The sequence below is a fragment of the Lentibacillus salicampi genome, from assembly GCF_004565465.1.
Classification (GTDB): Bacteria; Bacillota; Bacilli; order Bacillales; family Amphibacillaceae; genus Lentibacillus; species Lentibacillus salicampi.
On record NZ_SRHY01000008.1, the window covers coordinates 1 to 19,208 of the forward strand.

Consider the following 19,208-nt stretch of genomic DNA (forward strand, 5'->3'; position numbering starts at 1 on the left):
TAATTCATTTTGAGTCCTCCTTGGTTTGGTTAATTTAGGAGTCGATCGATCGACATCCCGTATGATACCAAGGAGGCTCATTTTTTGTTAAGCCTCAAATTTTTTCGTGACAGGAATGCTCCCTTTTATTGAACAATCTTTTGACCCGATTAGTTAAGAGCTTCTATATAATGTAATTATCTGAAATATGCACGCTAATAGAAGAATTGGATTGCTGCATGACGTTCCGAAGTTCCTTTTGCTGACAAAACGGGTGCACTTCCACTTGGTTGATAGCTGGAACAACATCATGACTCAATATGAGATCCACTAAACGATCTTCAAGAAAATTACATACACCGATTGCTTTCACTTTTCCGGAACGATATAATTCCTACATCGCTTTCCAACTGCCATGGTAATCACCATAAGGCATGTGAATTAAATATAGATCCAGATAGTCTGTTTACAGGTTTTGAAGTGTTTTTTCAAATGACTTCATTGTTTTCTCATATCCTGCATCTTGAATGAAGACTTTTGACGAAATAAATATTTCTTCTCTTGCAATTCCACTGTTTTTAATGGCATTTCCAACCGCTTTTTCATTTCCGTAACTGGCAGCTGTGTCAATCATCCGATAGACAGTATTTAACGCATGTAAGACACTTTGCTCACATAATTCCTGTCCGTTATTTGAAATACACCGAATCCTAATAGCGGCATCGTTACTTTATTATTTAATTGAATCGTATCCATTTAGCAGTTCTCCTTTATCATAACTTATTAAAGGGACTTTATTTGTAGTGACTACTATTTTATTTTATCCTCTAAATTTGCTATGAATTTTGCGGGATTTCCGCCGACAATGGTATTAGGTTCGACATCTCTGGTGACTACTGATCCAGCTGCGACAATGGCATTTTCACCAACTGTAACACCCGGGAGAATGGTTGCATTAGAGCCGATCCAGATTCTCTCCTTTAATACAATTGGTTTCAAATACATGGTTCCTCTATTTAATGGGTTATAGTCGTGGTTTATGGTTGCCAAAACAACATTATGGCCAATTAAGCTTTGATCTCCGATGATGATTTGGCCTTGATCTTGAAACCGGCATCCAGAATTAATGAATACGTTCTTCCCTATTTTAATGTTTTTCCCGAAATCAGTCGTAAATGGTAAAAACAACGAAAAGTCTTCATCTAGTGCCTGACCGACAATTTGTGAAATTTGTTGCCTGATCTGCTCATTTGTATAAACACCATTATTCAAGTGTGCACACAAACGTCTCGCTTCATCGGATACTGCTACCATTGCCTTATTGACTTCTGAACCAGCATGGATTACACCCTCAGTTTCCATTTTGGATAAGAGCTTTTCTAGTTCCATTTTATACATTCCTTTCTAGTCTGTATTTCTCACTTAAAAGAGTGCTCGCCACCCCCTGATGGGAATTTCGCCGAATCAACGATAATTCCCATCTATTTATTCACTGTTTGGCTTTTTGTAATTGCCAATTATGCTTCGCGCGGTGTGACTTTCACTGTTGCACTAATTGGCCCCTGAGTCATCATTGGAGGTACATATGGACTGTCCCCATACTTTTCTTGATAGGCTTGATTAATTTTTTCCGTTAATTCTGCGCCTGTTTCAATCGGTATATAGTAAACGGATAGGAAACTTCTTTGATAACCATTTGCCCTGCGCCTTGTTCAACAGCGGATTGATACCATCTGGAACGTTGACCGTTATAAGCCCGAACATATAAATCGTTATCAACTACAACCGACCAAATCCATGTCGGTGTTCCATACGTTTTGCCATCACTATAAAACGGGGAAACATGAAAATTATCTTGGTTACTAAAAAATTCCAATTGCTCATCTGTCCATCTTGTCATCGCTGTTCCATCCTCTCATTAATTATTGGAAACTGCTATATCTCATTCAAGTCTGATAGCTTCTTTATTACCAAGGTTGCGTGGTCGGCCCAATCGTAAATTCATTCACATTGGTATCCTCCGGCTGATCGATTGCAAATGCAACAACATTGGCAACACGGTCTGGACCGATTTGATACTGTTTGTACATCGCATTCGTCCCCTCTGCGGTTTCTTCATCCGTGATTGTTTCCAGTAACTCCGTTTTGATGGCAGCCGGATAAATAGTTGCTGTCCGGATATTGGTCCCTTCTTGTGCCGATTCCATACGCAACACTTCCATTAAATCGCGCACAGCCCATTTCGTTGCGCCATAAACGGCACCACCTGGGTAAGCTTTGAGTCCAGCTACCGAAGAAGTTGTAATCACATGACCGGATTTTTGTTCCTTAAATTCTGGAAGAACTGCTTCGAGACCATTTAAAACACCTTTTAAGTTTACATCAACCATTTGATTCCATTCGTTGCTCTTTAGTTCGGACAATGGAGAGTTCGGCATTAAACCCGCATTTAAAAAGATGACATCCACTTTGCCAAATTCCGTTTTTGCTAATTCCACTAATTTCTGGTTATCTTCAACCTTTGTAACATCCGTTATCTGATAAACTGCCTCTCCGCCATCTTTCGTAATTGCATCCCTCAATTTTTGCAATTTATCTTCACGACGAGCACCTAATACCAATTTTGCTCCTTTACTTGCCAACAATGTAGCGGTAGCTTCGCCAATTCCGGAAGAAGCACCTGTGATCATAACGACTTTATCTTTTACAGCCATGTTAATTCCTCCATTAATTTGATGTTATATTTACGATTCGTCTTTGCTCATACCACATGCTTTCGAACCTCGAATCTTTGTTGTTACACGTTTCAAGGTACATACAACATGTCCGCTCGGTTTAAAATTCCCTGAATGGGAAAATGGGATCTTTTAGTTGATACTCATAGGTGGATTCATCCACAATACCTACAATCTTGTTGCTATCATAAAGGTCTAACATAAAGCCGGCCATTTCATTTGCTGTAAGAAACTTGGCAACTTGCCCTTCATATTGGAATTCATCCAGGTCCTGGGAATTTTGTTCAAATTCTGTTTCCGTAACAGCAGGGACTAGAACCTTGGCCTGCATTTTGGAACTCTTACATAAATTAACACCATAATCATCACATCAAATAGCATTACAAATAACAAGCATTTTCACAGACGTATTAACAAGTGTACATAAATTTATGTACATCTGATAATTTGTATGTTATTTAGTATGTTATTTATTTCGTTGCATAAGTTGAATCGAGGACTTCCATATCAATAAAAAAGGGGATACTAAATCACTTGTGATTTGTATCCCTGAAATTTATGTTATTTTGTATTTTCTCTCCCAGAACTGAACCCGTTATTATAAAATCACCCTCTTTTTCCAGGGGAAGACACTACTGTGAGTGGGCTGTCCTTTAAATTCTGATTTTATAAGATGTCAAACCAATTATTATTTCCGCAAAATCTTCTCCATCGCTTTTCCCTTTGCCAACTCATCGATCAGCTTATCCAAATAGCGAATTTCCTGCATCGTTGGTTCTTCAACCTCTTCCACCCGGACACCGCAGACCACACCTTTAATCAAATCACGCGCTGTACCTTTAATCAAATCACGCGCTGTATTCAGTTGGGGAGCTTCCGCAAAGAAGGTCTCAAAGTCTGCCTGTTTTTCCAGTTGCGCTTCTAATTCTTCCTGGCTATACCCTGTCAACCAACGGATAATTTCATCGACTTCTGCTTTCGTACGTCCTTTTTTCTCCGCTTTCGTAACATAATGGGGATAGACACTTGCGACACTCATTGTATAGATCTTATGCTTGGCCATGATACATCTTCCTTTCTGCATTACCGTCGTGAAACATTAAAAACGTTGTAACTTATAAGTCATTTTTTCCACGTTTTCTTGAGATTTCTTATTGATTGTCCTCCTCTTATTCAATTATATATCCCCATTCTGATAGATGCTTTCTTCTTCCGCGAAAGTTCCCATTTTCTGAAGATGCCGTTATCCTATAAAGTTGCCCATTGTTGAAATTGTAACATATGTTATTCCACAATCGGACCCTAACGCAAGGCAGGCGCATCCTCTATTCGGAATGCGCCCGCTTATGGCAAATACCCAGAGCTATTCATCTTCACTTCTTACAAGCTGTCTGAACCCAAAGTGAAGGCGGTGGTTTGTAAACTGCATTAAGTGTTCAGTTCCATGCAATGTAATGGTGACAGCACGGGGGCCTACGGAACGGGTTGGCATTTCAGTTCCCTGGATCTCCACAAAAATAGTTGCATCTTTTTCATAGACTTTTACCGTTTGACCTTCATTAGATTGATAGGTGCCGGTGATTGCTTGGCGGTCTGTTTCTGTGGGTGCATAATGGTCATATTCGATGGCCGGTTTTTCCGGGTCAATATCCATTTCGCTTTGTACTGCCCCTTTTAAAAGAGCTTCTGCAGGCGCACCGGCAATATTCGTTAAGCAAATGGCTGAGATGCTTCTCTCAGGCAATACTGCGAATTGTGCCGTCACACCCTTAATGCCTCCACCGTGTTCAATAAGCGTTGTACCAAAAAAATCAGGTGTGACCATAACGCCATAACCGTAATGCCGGCCGGGCTCCACTTCAATATGCCGGGAAGTCAGATCATTGAGACTTTCTGCGGATAAAATACCATTGCCGCTGTTCAAAAAGACATCCCCGAAGCGGAGCATATCATTTGCCGTCGTTTTTACATATCCGGCTGCCCGCATCACTGGAGCATCCCACCATTCCGGTGAGTATTCAATCGTTGGTGTTTCGGCAGTTGGATCAACACTGTACAAGCGCGCTGCCTGCTCATCCAATTGATCGGGATGAAAGAAACTATTTTTCATCCCAAGGGGCCGAAAGATGTTTTTTTCAATATAACGTTCATACGGCTGCCCGCTGACACGTTCAATAATGATGCCCAGAAGTGCATAGCCGTCGTTTGAATAACTGAATGATTTTCCGGGCTGATCAAGGGGAACGAATTGAATGGCATTTAAATAATTTATGAGATCATCGTATGTATCAATGCTATCTTGTTCCCGGTCAAGCGGGGCACCCAGCTTAATTTGCAAGTCGAATGAGCCATCCCTCTCCATTGATGGCTTATTCGCATAAAAGAGTGTATTCAATGGTGGGATGCCGGATGTATGGGTCATCAGGTGATGAAGTGTGATATCACTGCTCCCTTTAAATGTGATTTCGGGCAAATATGTTTGAATACGGTCTTGGACGGACAGCAGTCCTTCTTCCTGCAGCTGAAGTATCCCGATACATGTCATTGACTTGGTAATACTGCCAATGCCAAAGATGGTATCAGCGGTAACAGGAAGTTGATTTTCAAGGTCCCGGAATCCGAATCCTTTTTCGTAACGTTGATCATTTATTCCGATGATCGCCCCAGGGGTATGACTGGTGTTTATAAGTGATTCAGCAAATCTTTCATATTTTTCTTTATTCACGGTAATGCCTCCTTTTTTATTACATACGACTAAGCATATCCAAATGTTTCGCTATTTTTTAAATACCAATGGCGAAAAAAATACGCTTCCCGTTCTGTTTTTACAACACAAAGCGGGGAGAAAACTAACCTGCAGATCTCTTACCGCCTCACGCAATCGATTTCATTTTAAAATGCAGAAAACGTCTTTTTGTCGACTTAATGGTATTGATGGCGTGACTTCGAAACTTATTATTAATCGAAGTCTTCCAGGGAATCATTTATCCATTCATGCGGTGAAATATTGTGGCATTCGAATGATAATGCGGTTCAGCAATATTGCCTGCACTTAAAAACACATCAAGCAAATACGTCTTCCCCATTGTGCGCAATTGTTCATGACCAAGTACATTGATATAATTGTCCTCATTTTTGATAAAGAACCTGCTTTGTGCCATATCATAGGCATAATGCAGATTGGGGTTCGTATAATCCATATGCTTAGTACAGTAGCGGGGAGTCTTTTTTTATGGAGTATTTTTCCTGGCCAGGAAGGAATTTAGTCGAGGCGTATCGAATAGAATGGTTGTGTGCGCTTCTCCGCACAACGAATGTACATTACAGGCAAGGTGTCGACAATGAAAAAAGAATCGCTTGGCAAAATCAAATCGGGCTTGCTGATCGTCATATCCTTGGCACTCATCATCACCGGAATACAGCTATATCAGGAAAAACAGGAAAACAATCGGCAGTTCGAATTGTTTTTGAATCATTTTTATTTTGAATTGACGGACATAATACGGTCTCTGAATGCCGTACTGAAGGAGCCGATGGAAGGAAAAGAACTGGAACATGCTTTGCTGGCTGTCAAGGATGGTCTGGAGCGGACAGACTTTATGCTGGAAGCGGGCAGCGATTTTGCAGACCGGGACATCCATGCCCACCCATCGTTCTTTTCAAACCATCCGCTTGGGCAATTTTCTGATGATGGTATGCTTGCGAGTGAGGAAGCGGACTACCTTGAGGACTTAAAAAATGATCTGGATACCATACGATCAGGCTTACATTCAGATGAATCCGGACAGGAGAACCCCGACCTGAGCATCCGTGCATTCAACAATATCATCAATGGTTCGGGATACGAATCAGGTTTTTTAACAGAGCATAAATCCATTACGCTCCCTTTCCAAATAGTTGATCCGGAACAGGTACCGGAACCCATCCGGAAATGGATAGAACAAAGCGCATCCGAGGATCAGAAAAAAGTATTCCATGTTGACGGCAGGATGTACGTCTTAATTATACCGGAACAAGCCGGCAAATATCAGGCAGTCATCACCGACATGACCCGAGCTGGCGGGGGGATTGCCGTCACCCATAAAATCAAAGAGCAAAGCGGTGATACTGCACAAGAATCCGCGATGGCGATTGCCGCATTGGAAATGAAGAAGGCGCGACCCTTTCAGTTCACAACACAGCTCGAGAGTGATGAAGAAAGTGGAAACACTGGGAACAGCAACGCTCAGCGTGTCCAGGCAGGGGCTGTTGCTGAATTGGTACCGCCCGAAAAGATTTCCGAGGACGGCCAAGTGGTGGAATAATATGGACTGTTAGGAGGGGAGCACATTACTATAATTTCTTTAAAGTCCATTTATGGAAAAATAACATAATGATATAATACAACAATCGAACCATACTATTGGATAAAAAAGGAGTTCGAAAGCATGGATGGTATGGGAATGGGAGTCATCGGTATGCTCTTCTGGATTATCGTTCTCGGTTTGTTGTTTTACGGCGTATATTTATTGATGGCCAAAATTTCCGGGAAACCAAAAGAAACCCTTTCCGATGATTCATTACGCATTTTAAAGGAAAGGTTAGCGTGCGGTGAAATTAATGAAGAGGAGTACGAACGGTTAAGGGAAGTAACCGCCTACCTCATCAAAAACGCTTCAAAATCAGTTTGTGTCTCCTTCTTAAATCGCCGTTTTTTCTGTACCATCCAAAAGTCCCTTGTTAAACTAAATCCTTTGATGGGAATTTCTCGTAGCGTTTTATATTTCAATTCTTTCTGGACAGTTAATTTAGGCAAGATACTCGTTCCTAAATCAGCTTCCACTGCACTTTTGATTGCCTGCGTGCTGCCAAGTTCCATTGCATTTTCTATTTTTTCGAGAATATGATGCTGTTCTAAAGCTTCTTCAACGATTAATCGGGTTCCGGACTCTTTTTCCCTCCAGATCATCTTTTCCTCCGGCAGCTCATTTAACTCAATCTCCGCTCTTCTTCCCCAATCGTGATCATTGGAGGTAACCAATATGAGCTCATCATCCGCAAATTTTTGTTGGTTATATTGATCAATTGGTAAAACACCTTCTACTAGAGCAATATCGATTTCATCGTTTTCCAATTTCTCAATCATAAGGGGGGTGTTCCCAACCGACAGACTGAATTTAATATCGGGATGGTGCTTATTGAAACGACCAATTAAGCCCGGCAATAAATACTCTCCAATAGTAAGGCTTGCTCCGACATGCAAGTTTTTTTCCTTATCTCCCAACTGTTCCTGGATTCCTTCATAAGCCGCTTTATTCAAGGCAAGTATTTCTTTTGCATATGGATAGAGCAGCCTGCCAGCTTCATTTAGTCTTAAGTTTCCCTCTTCCCTGTCAAACAGCACTGTTCCATAACTGTTTTCCAACTGGTGAATTTTTCTGGTTACAGCGGGTTGTGAGACAAAACCTAAACGTGCGGCTTTGGTAATACTCCCCTCTTTCACTACATGACAAAACGTCCTTAAGTTATCAATATTCAACTCTGCAACCTCCAACCTTTCTCTTCTCTCAACATAATGTCTTGTCCAATACTGAAGCTATTTTAACATAATAGAAACCGCCATTCATTTTTGTTAACCCCTATAAAAGAAAGTGATTTGAGTTGCCCTCCTTTCCGTGAGAGGATAAAGTAAGCATTGCCCATTGAAGAAAGGAGTTCGTTTTTTGGATATTTTGACAGGAATACTGCTGCTCATAATCGGTACTATCGCTGGAGCTTACGGTACTATTGTTGGAGCTGGCGGCGGCTTCATTTTTGTACCGGCATTACTTATTCTATTTGATATGGACCCGGTAATCGCCGCTGGGTCTGGTCTGGTGATTGTTCTAATCAACTCATTTACAGGTGTGATCGGCTATGCGAAACAGAAAAGAATTCACTATAACATAGCCCTTACGATCGGAATAAGTGCCCTTCCAGGGGCATTACTAGGGGTATGGCTGCTGCAGGTTTACGCTTCGCAATATTTTCATGTTATTTTTGCTACGATATTAGCCGCCCTTGGGATCTTTTTATTCTACAAGAACTCTCCCTGGGAAGGTAAAATTTTTAATAGAAATAAAACAACAGATTCTACTGCGATAACAGACAGCGAAGCAAGCGTATTAAATAATGGTTGGTTTATTCCCTTAGGATTCGGTATGGGTGTTTTATCCAGTTACCTTGGAATCGGCGGTGGTTGGCTTTTAGTTCCGATTTTAATTTACTTGTTTAAGGTGCCAACACATCAAGCAGCCGCTACATCTATCTTATCCTTATCTCTCTATTCAACAGTAGGAGTCGTTTCGCATCTCTATTATAGTAACATTGACTGGATGATAGTTGCCTTTGGAGGTGTCGGAATCATCATTGGTGCAAACATCGGAGTGATCTTGTCACAGCGACTCCCAGGAAGAATTGTCCTGCAGATGCTGTCCATATTATTGGTCATTATTGGCTTTAGAATGTACTTTCAATAACCGGAAATGTTTTAAATCGGCATTCAAGCAGGTAACAGCCATCTCCACTAATTTTGTAGTTATGGATAATGTATTGGTCCTGTGTTTTTATAAAAGAGAGAGACGGCTGATGATTAGTATGCTGTGTGATGATCGTCATAAAGGCATGTGCAGAATACCCTAATTCCATTTGGTTAACCTTTATGGTATAGCCCTCAATCGCACCAATTGTCTTCCAGTTTGGCGACTCTTTCCGAGGCAGCTTGTCCCGTTAAATGGACTTTCTCCCCCAACTCCTTCATAGTGATACGGCTGTTATTGGATAGTTCATCCAGGATACGCATATCTGTATTATCCAACGTTTTTCAAATCCTTTCAGTTATCAAGTCTAACGGCAATAAGTCCTGATTTTATCCATGTATTTCTCCATTGATGATAATATATACTAAATGTGAATGAAAGAAAGGAGTTTATAACTATGAATATACAACAAATTCGCAATGCAACCCTGGTGGTTGAATATGCTGGAAAGAAATTCTTAAGATGCTGCAGAAATTAAAAACAGGGTTTTCAGAACGTGGAGGTGCTGCAGAAAGATACCGTCTTTGAAGGTGTTCAATTATCAAAAACACAAGGCGAACACGGCAGAGGTGAAATTCTGAAAGTTGCTGGTCTGGTATGTGGCGTTGTCTTTAACCACTCAGATGAAAAAACGCTTTATGTCGCCGGAGATACGGTTTGGAATAACGATGTTAAGCAGGAAATTGAAACACACAAACCAGAAATCATTGTCGTCAATGCAGGGGATAATCAATTCCTGGAAGGTGGATCTCTCGTAATGGGCAAAGATGATGTCTATGAAGTGTACAAGGCTGCCCCTAACGCAAAATTATTGCCAGCCATATGGAAGCTGTCAATCATTGGACATTATCAAGAGAAGAATTAAAAAACTTCATTAATGAAAAAAGCATCTCTTCTAACGTTCTCGTTCCGGACGACGGAGAATCTTATTCATTTTAATGATGAAGGCAGAAAGAAAAATATTTTTCTTTCTGCCTTTAATTATCATCTGGGAAGTTATAGATTGTTAGTGCTGCTGCCAATTTTCCTGCTAGTTATCATTTCTTTATGACGACTTGAATAACATGTCCTAACCCCACATGTCTTTTTCCTTCATCCCGTGTCGCTTCACCATAATAAAAATGAATACATTTATAGGGTTTTATCCAATCCAGAATGTCTGCCGGGTCATACAACATGTCAAGAGCTGGCGGACCGCCTGTTCGATAGTTCAACTGATCTTCAGAGTAGACTTCAAATATAACATACCCACCAGGTTTTACTGAATCAATCATACTTTCCACAAAAAATTGTTGACTCTCCCTGGGTACATGTCCAAATACCATGATAGCTGCATCATACTGGTTTGTTGGTACTTTTTCTTGAGTCAAATCCATTTCAACGGTTTCCACGTCGACATGATTTTGCCCAGCTAATGCTTTCGTCTTGTCAAGACCAACTGTCGATTGATCATAGCTCGTTACATCGTGACCAAGTCTTGCTAAATAGACGGCATTACGGCCTTCACCTTCTGCAAAGCAGCCAACTTTTGAATGTTCCGGAATGAAACCACTCATCTCGCGTATCAACACATTTTCTGTTTCACCATAAACAAAATCCTGATCTGAAAAACTGTTATCCCAATGTTCTTTTGACATACTTCACGATCTCCTTACCTATTATTTCCAAATGTCCTGTGCAATACTGGTGACGTGTCTTAGTTTTGCCCATTGTTGTTCTTCTGTCAGCATGTTCCCTTCTTCTGTTGAGGCAAACCCACATTGTGGGCTTAAGCATAATTGGTTCAAGTCTACAAACTGGGTCGCTTCTTCAACACGCTGCTTCACGTCGTCCGCTTTTTCCAGTTCCGGATGTTTCGAGGTCACCAGACCAAGCACAATCTGAAGATCCTTCCGTTTAACGAATCGAAGTGGTTTAAAATCACCAGCCCGGTCACTGTCGTATTCCAAAAAGAAGCCGTCAACATTAACCCCGTCAAACAGTGTTTCAGCAACAGGCTCATACCCGCCGGCATACATCCAAGTGGAACGGTAATTACCACGGCAAATATGCATGGTAATGGTCAAATCATCCGGCCGGTCTTCTACGGCTTTGTTGATCGTATCGGCATATAACGCGATCAGGTCATCCGGATCTGTCCCCTGAGAACGCATCCTTTCCCGTTCGTCGTCAGAAGCTAAAAAGGCCCATGCGGTATCATCCAGCTGTAAATAACGGCAACCCGCATCATAAAAAGCTTGAATCGCTTGTTTATAAGCATCAGCCAAATCCTGGGTGAATGCTTCCGGATCGTTGTAAACACCCTCTTGAAAACTTGCTCTGAGACGCAACATGCTCGGACTTGGAATCGTCATTTTTGCTACAGGGGACCCAGCGATGCTTTGCAGGAATTTAAAATCCTTAAGCATGGGGTGATGGCCGAATCCGATTTTGTCCGTCACTTTGATGCCTCGTGCTTTGGTTTGCTGCTGACGAAATTGGAGTCCGGCCTCCGCATCAAACGCTTCGACACCATCTAAATTTTCCAGAAAATCGAAATGCCACCAGCTTCTCCGGAGTTCACCATCTGTTACAGCACTAAGACCCATTTCTTTTTGCTTGTCGACGATACGCTTGATTTCCTGATTTTCAATGTTACGCAATTGCTCTTGCGTAATCGTGTTATTGACGCGTTGTTGCCGGGCTTTTTTCAATCGATCAGGTCTTAATAGACTTCCGACGTGATCTGCGCGGAACGGCGGGTTAAAACGTTTCAGTGATGATTGTTGTGTGATCATCATCTGCCTCCCTTTCATTCATTCGCAAATTGATTAATGTTCATCTGCAAACACTTGCGACCATTCGTCCTTACCTTTCAGCATGTTGGAGGCGATGTCCTTGGCTCCCTCAAGACTGTGATTAGCGGCCCATCCACATTGCTTTGGATTGCATGCAGGAACTTCATCGGCTTCCAGAACATCTTCCAATGTTTTTTCTAACGCCACCAACACATCATCATAACTGTCATTATTCAAGACCGACATGTAGAATCCTGTCTGACATCCCATAGGACCGATGTCAATGACGTTATCCAAATGATTCCGGATAAGACCTGCCATCAAGTGTTCAATGGAATGCAATCCTGGCATGTCCATGTGGGATTCATTCGGCTGACAGAAACGGATATCATATTTGTAGACGATATCATGGGTTCCTTCTGTCTTGCCTGCCAGGCGAACATAGGGAGCTTTAACAGCTGTATGGTCCAAGTCAAAACTTTCGACGTTTGCCAATTCTTTACTCATTATGCTTCATCTCCTTAATCATGGTTAATATAAGTGCCGCAGAGTTTGTTGCAGCAGTTTGTAAAAATTGATTGAAACTCTCAGGTGCTTTTTTACCCGCTATGTCTGACAACGACCGAATAATCACAAATGGTGTTTCGAACCGATAACATACTTGAGCAATCGCCCCTGCTTCCATTTCAGCAGCTTCAAGCTCAGGAAATTTTGTCAATACAAGTTCGACCCGCGACGGATCGGACATGAATGAATCACCAGTTGCGATGAGCCCTGTAACGATATGGTAAGCATTTGTCTTTTCCTTCGCTGCATTTTCGGCAAGGCTCATCAAGCGTTCATCAGCCCTGTAAACAGCCGGCATTTGCGGAACCTGACCGTACGCATAGCCAAACCCTGTGGCATCGACATCATGATAACGGACTTCTGTTGAAATCACAATATCACCAACTTTCAGGTCTTTGTTAAAGCCACCTGCTGATCCTGTGTTGATCACAACATCAGGCTGAAAATGGTTTAATAAAATCGTTGTAGACAGCGCTGCATTGACTTTCCCAATCCCTGACTTCAGCAAAATGACGTCGTGACCGGCTATCCTACCCTGGTAAAAGGGACTTTCTGCAATTACCGTCTCCTGACAAGCATCCAGCTGCTCCTTAAGCTGTTCCACTTCCTCATCCATGGCTCCGATAATACCGATTTTTGTCATAGGTAAGCCTCCTTTCTTGTTTTTGTCATGCCGAACAGGAAAAAATCAGTTAAATGACACATCTTGTTTAAGAACCTCGGCTTTATCTGTATTTTCCCATGGGAATTCGACATCTGAACGGCCAAAGTGTCCATATGCCGCTGTTTCTTGAAAAATTGGCCTACGCAAATCCAACATTTTAATAATACCAGCCGGGCGTAAGTCAAAATGAGCCCGGATTCGTTCAATTAAACGCTCTTCTGACACCCTGCCTGTTCCAAACGTATCAATTGAAATCGACACCGGCTGGGCCACACCAATCGCGTAACCTAATTGAATTTCACATTTATCGGCTAATTCTGCAGCCACAATATTTTTGGCAACATATCTTGCAGCGTAAGCCGCCGAGCGATCCACTTTTGTCGGATCCTTACCCGAAAATGCACCACCACCATGACGAGCAATCCCGCCATAAGTGTCGACCACAATTTTTCTTCCAGTTAAACCGGCGTCGCCCTGTGGACCACCAATGACGAACCTGCCTGTCGGGTTAATCAAATACTTCGTGTCAGGGTCAATAAGCTCTTCCGGAACCGTCTCATCAATAACATATTTCTTTATATCATCTGTGATTTGTTCTAACGTTATCTCCGGATGGTGCTGTGCAGAAATAACAATCGTATCAATGCGTTTAGGTTGATTGTTGTTTTCCTCATATTCTACAGTGACTTGCGTTTTTCCATCAGGCCGCAGATAGTCCACAATGTGATTTTTTCTAACCTCCGACAATCGGTGAGATAACTTGTGTGCTAATGAGATCGGCAAAGGCATGAGTTCAAGGGTTTCGTTGGAAGCATACCCAAATACGATCCCCTGATCACCTGCTCCAATGGCTTCGATCTCTTCATCCGACATTCGCCCTTCTCTCGCTTCCAATGCTTGGTTGACACCTTGAGAAATATCCGCAGACTGTTCATCGAGGGATGTCAAGATTGCACATGTATTCGCATCAAATCCATACTTGGCTCGATTATAACCAGTTCCTCTGATGGTCTCTCTAACTGTCTCAGGGATATCAACATAGGTTGACGTTGTTATTTCACCTGTCACTAAAACCAAGCCAGTGCTTACGATAGTCTCACATGCTACGCGCGCGTTCGGATCATGCTTAAGCACCTTATCGAGAATGGCGTCAGAGATTTGATCACTAATTTTATCCGGGTGTCCCTCTGTTACTGATTCCGAGGTAAACAACCGGCGGGAATGTTGTAGTGTCATCTAAGCCCTCCTTCATTTAAGTTTAGTTTGGCATCATTTGATTGAATCGTGTAACTGGCGCATGTTAGCAGAGAAATCATCTGCTGTCGTAATAACCACCTTATTCATGGTGTCACGAACGCAGCGGTTATAGAGTCATTAGTTTACCATCTGGTCATACGCTTTTGTATCAAATCACACTCCCACTATATACCCGCATAGGTATATAAAGAAATAATTTGCTTGTATTTTTGAAAATAACAAATAAAGAAGTTTCCACATCATATATATGATCGCGCTAGCTTTTCTTATCAGCAAACAAGGAATCTACTATCGAACTTTTCCTTTGTTGTTTGGAAACCATCCACACTCGGCAACCCTGGTATATACATATCCATTGATAATGGACCAAATGCCGGCAGCGCTCCTAATATAAGCACCATCCATACTTTATTAAATTGTTTTGGTGTTTCTTGATCATCTATTGTTTGTTTCATTTCAGTCAAAATTGTCATATCCTTTCAAGTTATAGTTGAATCAAAATACTCATCATACGGAACGGGGTATATAAAAGCTATTGCTTCCTCAAAATACGCAGCTTTGGCTGGCGGAACTCCTTTCCCCTGAGAACGCCCCCCTGCACGAGTTGCGGCCGCTCCCTAGACAAAACGTTTACCTGGCACTAAAAAAGCCCTCTTCTCAGAATCAATAAGAAGAGGGCTTGTCCGTCAGCTCCGCTCTTCTTATCTTCAGCATAAGCCTCTGGAATTAGCACAGTACTAGTGTCTGTTGCTGAGGTTTCAATGGGCCAGTCCCTCCACCTCTCTGGATAAGAAAAACACAAGTATTTAATTACATTCCATACTATAACGCCGGACTAAAGCAACTGTCAAGAGAAGAAATCGATGAAACGCACTTTTAAGGTTAGCGTCAACGCCCACAAGCGTACGTGAAGGTTTGCGAACCAGAAATGTAATGATTGTTGAAGAGAAATAAAGATCAGAAGCCCCCCTCCTTCCATTACTAATTGGAAAAATGTCATAGAAAAGACACATAAAACAAAAATTCTTTCATCATATTTTCACATTAAACTTGTATGATATATTTTGGGGAACATTGAAATGGAGGACACACTTCATGATGGCTGCAAACAAATTAATACCTATATAGGGGATTTGATTTCACAAGCGATCATTTTAGTATCATAATCTGAATTGGGAAAAACATATGGAGTATGCATAAAAGCTCCATTATCGATACTGACCTATCCAATTAATAGTACTGGTGTACAGGTCTTAGTCCAATCAAATGGATGTACTTGCATTCACTGAATTTTTTCTGTCAGTATTTTAACGACGTCGTTCGTGTATGAAGTTATAATCATTACTAAAAAGAGAAAGGGGATTAACAATGGGTGGAATTGAAGCAGATACAATGTTGATTGCAGGCATGTTTTTAGCAATAGGGGCTGGTGCGTTATCGTTTTTATCCCCCTGCGTGCTGCCGATTTTTCCAGCATATATGTCCTATATCACAGGAATTAGTGTAAAGGAATTGCAAGGGAATAAGGATGCGAAGATTCGTCGTCAGTTGTTGAGTCATTCCTTATTTTTTTTACTTGCCGTTTCGCTGGTTTTTATCAGTTTAGGTGCCAGCGCATCGTTTTTAGGACAATGGGCTCAAAATTTACTGATGGGAGATTCTGGTTTATTTATTCAGCGAATTGCCGGCATTTTTATCATTGTAATGGGATTATTTGTTGCAGGATGGATTACGATTCCTACATTAATGAAGGAAAGACGCTTTCATTATTCGAACAAGCCGGCCGGATATCTGGGAACATTTTTTGTCGGGCTTGGTTTTGCTGCTGGCTGGACGCCATGTATAGGTCCTATTTTTGGGTCTATTCTGCTTTTAGCGGCGACCAATCCCGGTCAGGGTGTGTTTTACACCGTTATGTATGTCATTGGCTTTTCATTGCCATTCCTTATTTTGACGTTTTACCTTGGATCGACGAGATGGATTGTCCGGCACAGTCAAGTCATCATGAAAATAGGCGGAGCGATTATGATTATCATGGGATTGGTCTTGTTTTTAGGTTTCATGCCGCGTATTACAGGATTTTTGCTTGATCTGGTACAGGATACATGGTTATCAAGATTAGGATAGTATGGAGGAATAACCAATGAAAAAAGCAATACTTATTGTGTTGGTAGTCGGTATGTTCAGTTGGGCTGTGTATGATTTAGTGAGTACACCTGATGATACATCTGTGGAAGAAAGTGATGACAATCTTTCAGGCGGCGGAAAAATCACTTCACCACCGTCTGATGACAACGATGGTGAAGTCAAGGAATCGAATGAAGACGGACTTTCTGTAGGCCAAATGGCTCCTGACTTTGAACTGACAACACTTGAGGGAGAAACAGTACGTCTGTCTGACTTTAGAGGACAGCGTGTCATCGTTAACTTTTGGGCAACCTGGTGCCCGCCATGCAGAGCAGAAATACCGGATTTGCAAAAGCTTTATAATAAAAAAGATGTTGAAATCTTAGCAGTGAATTTAACCGGAACGGAAGAGAGTGAAGAAGGGGTCAGAAACTTTGTCAATGACTTCGAGATGACTTTCCCGGTGCCAATGGACGCAAACGCCGACGTTGCAACGACTTATCAAATACAGGCATACCCGACTTCATATATGATTGATTCAAATGGCCGTATACAATTCTCTGCAATGGGTGCCATGAATTATGATCTTATGGTGCAAGAACTGTCAAAGATGGAGTAACTGATAACACAATTCCTGGGAAAGATGAATAAAAGTTCTTTTTGTTATAGAATGGCAATAGAGGTGTTCTGGATGAAACAAACCATTTTAGTAGTGGAAGACGATCAGATGATCCGTCAACTTGTCAGAATAAATCTTGAAAAGCATCACTATGAGGTGGTTGAAGCTGGTGACGGTCAAGCCGCGAAAGATGTTTTCTTAAACAGTCAGCCTTGCCTGGTTATTCTTGATTTGATGCTGCCTAAAGTAAGTGGAGAGGAATTTTGTGAATGGGTACGTGACCGGGAAGGAAATGACGTGTCTGTCATTATGCTGTCAGCAAAGTCCCGGGTGGATGATAAGATTGCAGGTTTAAAAATGGGTGCTGATGATTATCTCACGAAGCCGTTTGAACCCGATGAACTCATAGCACATGTGGAAGCTGTTTTGCGAAGGACAGGTCAATATTGTCAAAAAATTGCCCATGACGGCTTATGTATTAAGCCACGAAAAGGGGAAGTACAACTCTGTGGCAAGTCTGTATCTTTAACAAAACATGAATTTAATTTACTCTATTATCTTATGCAGCATCCAAATGTCGTGCATGACCGTGAGCAGCTGATCGAACAGCTTTATCCACATGTCGAACATACAGTTCTCGATCGGACAATCGATGCGCATATTAAAAAGCTGAGGGAAAAAATCGAAACAGACTCCTCCAAACCAGAGCGCATCCAGACAGTCCGGGGAATGGGGTATAAGTTTGTCGGTGCGTAACCGGATAAAGTCAGTCTTCCCTAAAGGGCTCCTATGGCAGTTATCTGCATTGAATATAATCGTTGTCGCATCAGCTATCATATTAAGCGGACTGGCTATTTATAATACCGCTTGTTTTCTGGTAGATACAATGGGGCATTTGAATGATCAACAACAAAGTCAGTATAACGCTACGCTGTTTAATTACTTATTGATTTTTGCAGTTGTAACGATTGTTTCTGGCAGTTTACTTCATTTTTACCTGACAAAAAAAATAACAAAACCAATCCGGAGCCTGATTGAATCGGCCAAACAATTAAAAAGAGGAGAATACCCCAAGCCTGTCAAAAATACTGCACAGGGAGAGGTTGGCGAACTCACTGACCACTTCAATGGTTTAATCAGCCAGCTGAAAACCAATGATGACAGTCGTCAGAAACTGGTATCAGACATATCGCATGAGCTTCGTACGCCTCTGACCAATCTGAATGGGTATTTACAGGCATTGGAGAACGGCGACGTCAAGGGCAACGTAGAACTGTATCACGCATTGCACAATGAATCCAAACGTCTGACAGACATCATTGAACAGATTGAATGGCTAAAGGAGTGGGGCGATGTGTCTTCCCGCCCATACACTGACCATGATAAAGCTGACATGTCAGAACTGATTGAACAGTGTACGGCCATGTTCCAATGGGTACTGGAGCAAAAATCTTTGGATATCAATGTAACAACTGACTCTTATATATTATCGGTCCATGCTGAAGGCATCCAGCAAGTGATTACCAACCTGCTTGAAAATGCCATTCACTATTATCAAGGTGAAGGCCATATCGGCATAAAAGGCAACCTTGGAGATGACTTCTACCGTGTGTCTATCAGCGGACCAGGTGAGAGAATTCCTAAAGAAATACAACACCGGATTTTCGAACGTTTTTATCGACTTGATACATCAAGAAATCGTGAAACAGGTGGCGGTGGTTTGGGACTTGCGATCGCCAAAGAAATTATCGAACAGCACAATGGCAAAATCGGACTACATACGGAAGGTAATCAAAATACTTTCTGGTTTGAACTGCCGATAACATGAACAAAGTGATTCCTAATAAGATGAGGTTCCAAGCTGACGGTATAGCATAACACTGGAATGTTACCTTGCTGTCATTCACTAATGCCAGTTACATGCCG

General features: G+C 41.7%; 19 protein-coding genes, 5 pseudogenes and 1 riboswitch. Of the genes and pseudogenes, 8 read left to right on the forward strand and 16 right to left on the reverse strand.

The genetic code is table 11. The features are described 5' to 3' along the window. Positions 1–232: 232 nt before the first annotated feature. From E4U82_RS07740 to E4U82_RS07775, 8 genes and pseudogenes are all read right to left on the reverse strand, one after another. Positions 233–735 (reverse strand): annotated as a pseudogene (locus E4U82_RS07740) (aldo/keto reductase); the annotation flags it as partial. A 54-nt stretch (positions 736–789) separates the two neighbouring features. Next, positions 790–1,368 (reverse strand): DapH/DapD/GlmU-related protein, encoded by a 579-nt coding sequence (locus tag E4U82_RS07745; protein ID WP_135109633.1) that lies wholly within the window; start codon positions 1,366–1,368, stop codon positions 790–792. A 244-nt stretch (positions 1,369–1,612) separates the two neighbouring features. Beyond that, positions 1,613–1,879, reverse strand: coding sequence for a DUF2255 family protein (locus E4U82_RS07750; protein ID WP_245183534.1), 267 nt, complete (start codon positions 1,877–1,879; stop codon positions 1,613–1,615). Between the two features lie 67 nt (positions 1,880–1,946). Then, positions 1,947–2,693: an SDR family oxidoreductase gene (locus tag E4U82_RS07755; RefSeq protein ID WP_135109634.1), complete on the reverse strand. Its 747-nt coding sequence runs from the start codon at positions 2,691–2,693 to the stop codon at positions 1,947–1,949. 121 nt (positions 2,694–2,814) lie between these two features. Further along, positions 2,815–3,057: pseudogene (locus tag E4U82_RS07760) on the reverse strand (SDR family NAD(P)-dependent oxidoreductase); the annotation flags it as partial. A gap of 345 nt (positions 3,058–3,402) precedes the next feature. Next, complete coding sequence (locus E4U82_RS07765; RefSeq protein ID WP_135109636.1) at positions 3,403–3,777, reverse strand: DUF2200 domain-containing protein; 375 nt, start codon at positions 3,775–3,777, stop codon at positions 3,403–3,405. Positions 3,778–4,077: 300 nt separating this feature from the next. Further along, positions 4,078–5,439 carry a serine hydrolase domain-containing protein gene (locus tag E4U82_RS07770; RefSeq protein WP_135109637.1) on the reverse strand — a complete coding sequence of 454 codons (1,362 nt, stop codon included), beginning with the start codon at positions 5,437–5,439 and terminating at the stop codon, positions 4,078–4,080. Positions 5,440–5,698: 259 nt separating this feature from the next. Then, a complete protein-coding gene (locus E4U82_RS07775; RefSeq protein ID WP_135109638.1) occupies positions 5,699–5,914 on the reverse strand; it encodes a cupin domain-containing protein in 216 nt (71 codons plus the stop codon). Positions 5,915–6,055: 141 nt separating this feature from the next. Between E4U82_RS07775 and E4U82_RS07780 the strand changes: the two genes are divergently transcribed. Both E4U82_RS07780 and E4U82_RS20260 read left to right on the forward strand, forming a co-directional pair. After that, positions 6,056–7,018 (forward strand): hypothetical protein, encoded by a 963-nt coding sequence (locus E4U82_RS07780; RefSeq protein ID WP_135109639.1) that lies wholly within the window; start codon positions 6,056–6,058, stop codon positions 7,016–7,018. Positions 7,019–7,225: 207 nt separating this feature from the next. Next, a pseudogene (locus E4U82_RS20260) lies at positions 7,226–7,333 on the forward strand (SHOCT domain-containing protein); the annotation flags it as partial. Between the two features lie 17 nt (positions 7,334–7,350). Here the strand turns inward: E4U82_RS20260 and E4U82_RS07790 are convergent. Continuing rightward, a complete protein-coding gene (locus E4U82_RS07790; RefSeq protein WP_135109640.1) occupies positions 7,351–8,232 on the reverse strand; it encodes a LysR substrate-binding domain-containing protein in 882 nt (293 codons plus the stop codon). A gap of 184 nt (positions 8,233–8,416) precedes the next feature. On the opposite strand from E4U82_RS07790, the gene E4U82_RS07795 reads away from it, so the two are divergent. Beyond that, positions 8,417–9,211, forward strand: coding sequence for a sulfite exporter TauE/SafE family protein (locus tag E4U82_RS07795; protein ID WP_135109641.1), 795 nt, complete (start codon positions 8,417–8,419; stop codon positions 9,209–9,211). On the opposite strand, the pseudogene E4U82_RS07800 reads toward E4U82_RS07795, so the two are convergent. After that, positions 9,192–9,534, reverse strand: a pseudogene (locus tag E4U82_RS07800) (Lrp/AsnC family transcriptional regulator). The gene E4U82_RS07795 and the pseudogene E4U82_RS07800 overlap by 20 nt on opposite strands. Before the next feature lie 198 nt (positions 9,535–9,732). Between E4U82_RS07800 and E4U82_RS07805 the strand changes: the two are divergent. Further along, positions 9,733–10,210 (forward strand): annotated as a pseudogene (locus E4U82_RS07805) (MBL fold metallo-hydrolase); the annotation flags it as partial. A gap of 98 nt (positions 10,211–10,308) precedes the next feature. Here the strand turns inward: E4U82_RS07805 and E4U82_RS07810 are convergent. From E4U82_RS07810 to E4U82_RS07835, 6 genes are all read right to left on the reverse strand, one after another. Further along, on the reverse strand, positions 10,309–10,908 hold the full coding sequence (locus tag E4U82_RS07810) for a class I SAM-dependent methyltransferase (RefSeq protein WP_135109642.1): 600 nt from the start codon (positions 10,906–10,908) through the stop codon (positions 10,309–10,311). A 21-nt stretch (positions 10,909–10,929) separates the two neighbouring features. Beyond that, positions 10,930–12,051, reverse strand: coding sequence for a 5-methyltetrahydropteroyltriglutamate--homocysteine S-methyltransferase (locus tag E4U82_RS07815; protein ID WP_135109643.1), 1,122 nt, complete (start codon positions 12,049–12,051; stop codon positions 10,930–10,932). A 30-nt stretch (positions 12,052–12,081) separates the two neighbouring features. After that, entirely contained in the window at positions 12,082–12,555 is a 474-nt protein-coding gene (locus tag E4U82_RS07820) for an S-ribosylhomocysteine lyase (RefSeq protein WP_135109644.1), read from the reverse strand. After that, positions 12,548–13,258: a 5'-methylthioadenosine/S-adenosylhomocysteine nucleosidase gene (mtnN, locus tag E4U82_RS07825; protein WP_135109645.1), complete on the reverse strand. Its 711-nt coding sequence runs from the start codon at positions 13,256–13,258 to the stop codon at positions 12,548–12,550. The genes E4U82_RS07820 and mtnN overlap by 8 nt, the downstream gene beginning before the upstream one ends. Positions 13,259–13,303: 45 nt before the next feature. Then, positions 13,304–14,515 (reverse strand): methionine adenosyltransferase, encoded by a 1,212-nt coding sequence (gene metK / locus E4U82_RS07830; RefSeq protein WP_135109646.1) that lies wholly within the window; start codon positions 14,513–14,515, stop codon positions 13,304–13,306. A gap of 290 nt (positions 14,516–14,805) precedes the next feature. Continuing rightward, complete coding sequence (locus E4U82_RS07835; protein ID WP_135109647.1) at positions 14,806–15,000, reverse strand: hypothetical protein; 195 nt, start codon at positions 14,998–15,000, stop codon at positions 14,806–14,808. A 234-nt stretch (positions 15,001–15,234) separates the two neighbouring features. After that, positions 15,235–15,330: riboswitch (SAM riboswitch) on the reverse strand. Positions 15,331–15,904: 574 nt separating this feature from the next. Between E4U82_RS07835 and E4U82_RS07840 the strand changes: the two genes are divergently transcribed. From E4U82_RS07840 to E4U82_RS07855, 4 genes are all read left to right on the forward strand, one after another. Next, positions 15,905–16,663, forward strand: coding sequence for a cytochrome c biogenesis CcdA family protein (locus E4U82_RS07840; protein WP_135109648.1), 759 nt, complete (start codon positions 15,905–15,907; stop codon positions 16,661–16,663). A gap of 16 nt (positions 16,664–16,679) precedes the next feature. Beyond that, complete coding sequence (locus tag E4U82_RS07845) at positions 16,680–17,282, forward strand: TlpA family protein disulfide reductase (protein ID WP_135109649.1); 603 nt, start codon at positions 16,680–16,682, stop codon at positions 17,280–17,282. A 72-nt stretch (positions 17,283–17,354) separates the two neighbouring features. After that, positions 17,355–18,038, forward strand: coding sequence for a response regulator transcription factor (locus E4U82_RS07850; RefSeq protein ID WP_135109650.1), 684 nt, complete (start codon positions 17,355–17,357; stop codon positions 18,036–18,038). Between the two features lie 49 nt (positions 18,039–18,087). Continuing rightward, positions 18,088–19,110 (forward strand): sensor histidine kinase, encoded by a 1,023-nt coding sequence (locus tag E4U82_RS07855; protein WP_245183536.1) that lies wholly within the window; start codon positions 18,088–18,090, stop codon positions 19,108–19,110. The last annotated feature ends 98 nt before the right edge of the window (positions 19,111–19,208 follow it).

What these genes read in the sequence shown, in the direction of transcription:
- E4U82_RS07840 (WP_135109648.1), top strand. Translation starts at nt 15,905, where the DNA reads ATGGGTGGAATTGAAGCAGATACAATGTTGATTGCAGGCATGTTTTTA.
- E4U82_RS07755 (WP_135109634.1), bottom strand. Translation starts at nt 2,693, where the DNA reads ATGGCTGTAAAAGATAAAGTCGTTATGATCACAGGTGCTTCTTCCGGA.
- E4U82_RS07765 (WP_135109636.1), bottom strand. Translation starts at nt 3,777, where the DNA reads ATGGCCAAGCATAAGATCTATACAATGAGTGTCGCAAGTGTCTATCCC.
- E4U82_RS07845 (WP_135109649.1), top strand. Translation starts at nt 16,680, where the DNA reads ATGAAAAAAGCAATACTTATTGTGTTGGTAGTCGGTATGTTCAGTTGG.
- E4U82_RS07750 (WP_245183534.1), bottom strand. Translation starts at nt 1,879, where the DNA reads ATGACAAGATGGACAGATGAGCAATTGGAATTTTTTAGTAACCAAGAT.
- metK (WP_135109646.1), bottom strand. Translation starts at nt 14,515, where the DNA reads ATGACACTACAACATTCCCGCCGGTTGTTTACCTCGGAATCAGTAACA.
- E4U82_RS07815 (WP_135109643.1), bottom strand. Translation starts at nt 12,051, where the DNA reads ATGATGATCACACAACAATCATCACTGAAACGTTTTAACCCGCCGTTC.
- mtnN (WP_135109645.1), bottom strand. Translation starts at nt 13,258, where the DNA reads ATGACAAAAATCGGTATTATCGGAGCCATGGATGAGGAAGTGGAACAG.
- E4U82_RS07820 (WP_135109644.1), bottom strand. Translation starts at nt 12,555, where the DNA reads ATGAGTAAAGAATTGGCAAACGTCGAAAGTTTTGACTTGGACCATACA.
- E4U82_RS07780 (WP_135109639.1), top strand. Translation starts at nt 6,056, where the DNA reads ATGAAAAAAGAATCGCTTGGCAAAATCAAATCGGGCTTGCTGATCGTC.
- E4U82_RS07810 (WP_135109642.1), bottom strand. Translation starts at nt 10,908, where the DNA reads ATGTCAAAAGAACATTGGGATAACAGTTTTTCAGATCAGGATTTTGTT.
- E4U82_RS07775 (WP_135109638.1), bottom strand. Translation starts at nt 5,914, where the DNA reads ATGGATTATACGAACCCCAATCTGCATTATGCCTATGATATGGCACAA.
- E4U82_RS07745 (WP_135109633.1), bottom strand. Translation starts at nt 1,368, where the DNA reads ATGGAACTAGAAAAGCTCTTATCCAAAATGGAAACTGAGGGTGTAATC.
- E4U82_RS07850 (WP_135109650.1), top strand. Translation starts at nt 17,355, where the DNA reads ATGAAACAAACCATTTTAGTAGTGGAAGACGATCAGATGATCCGTCAA.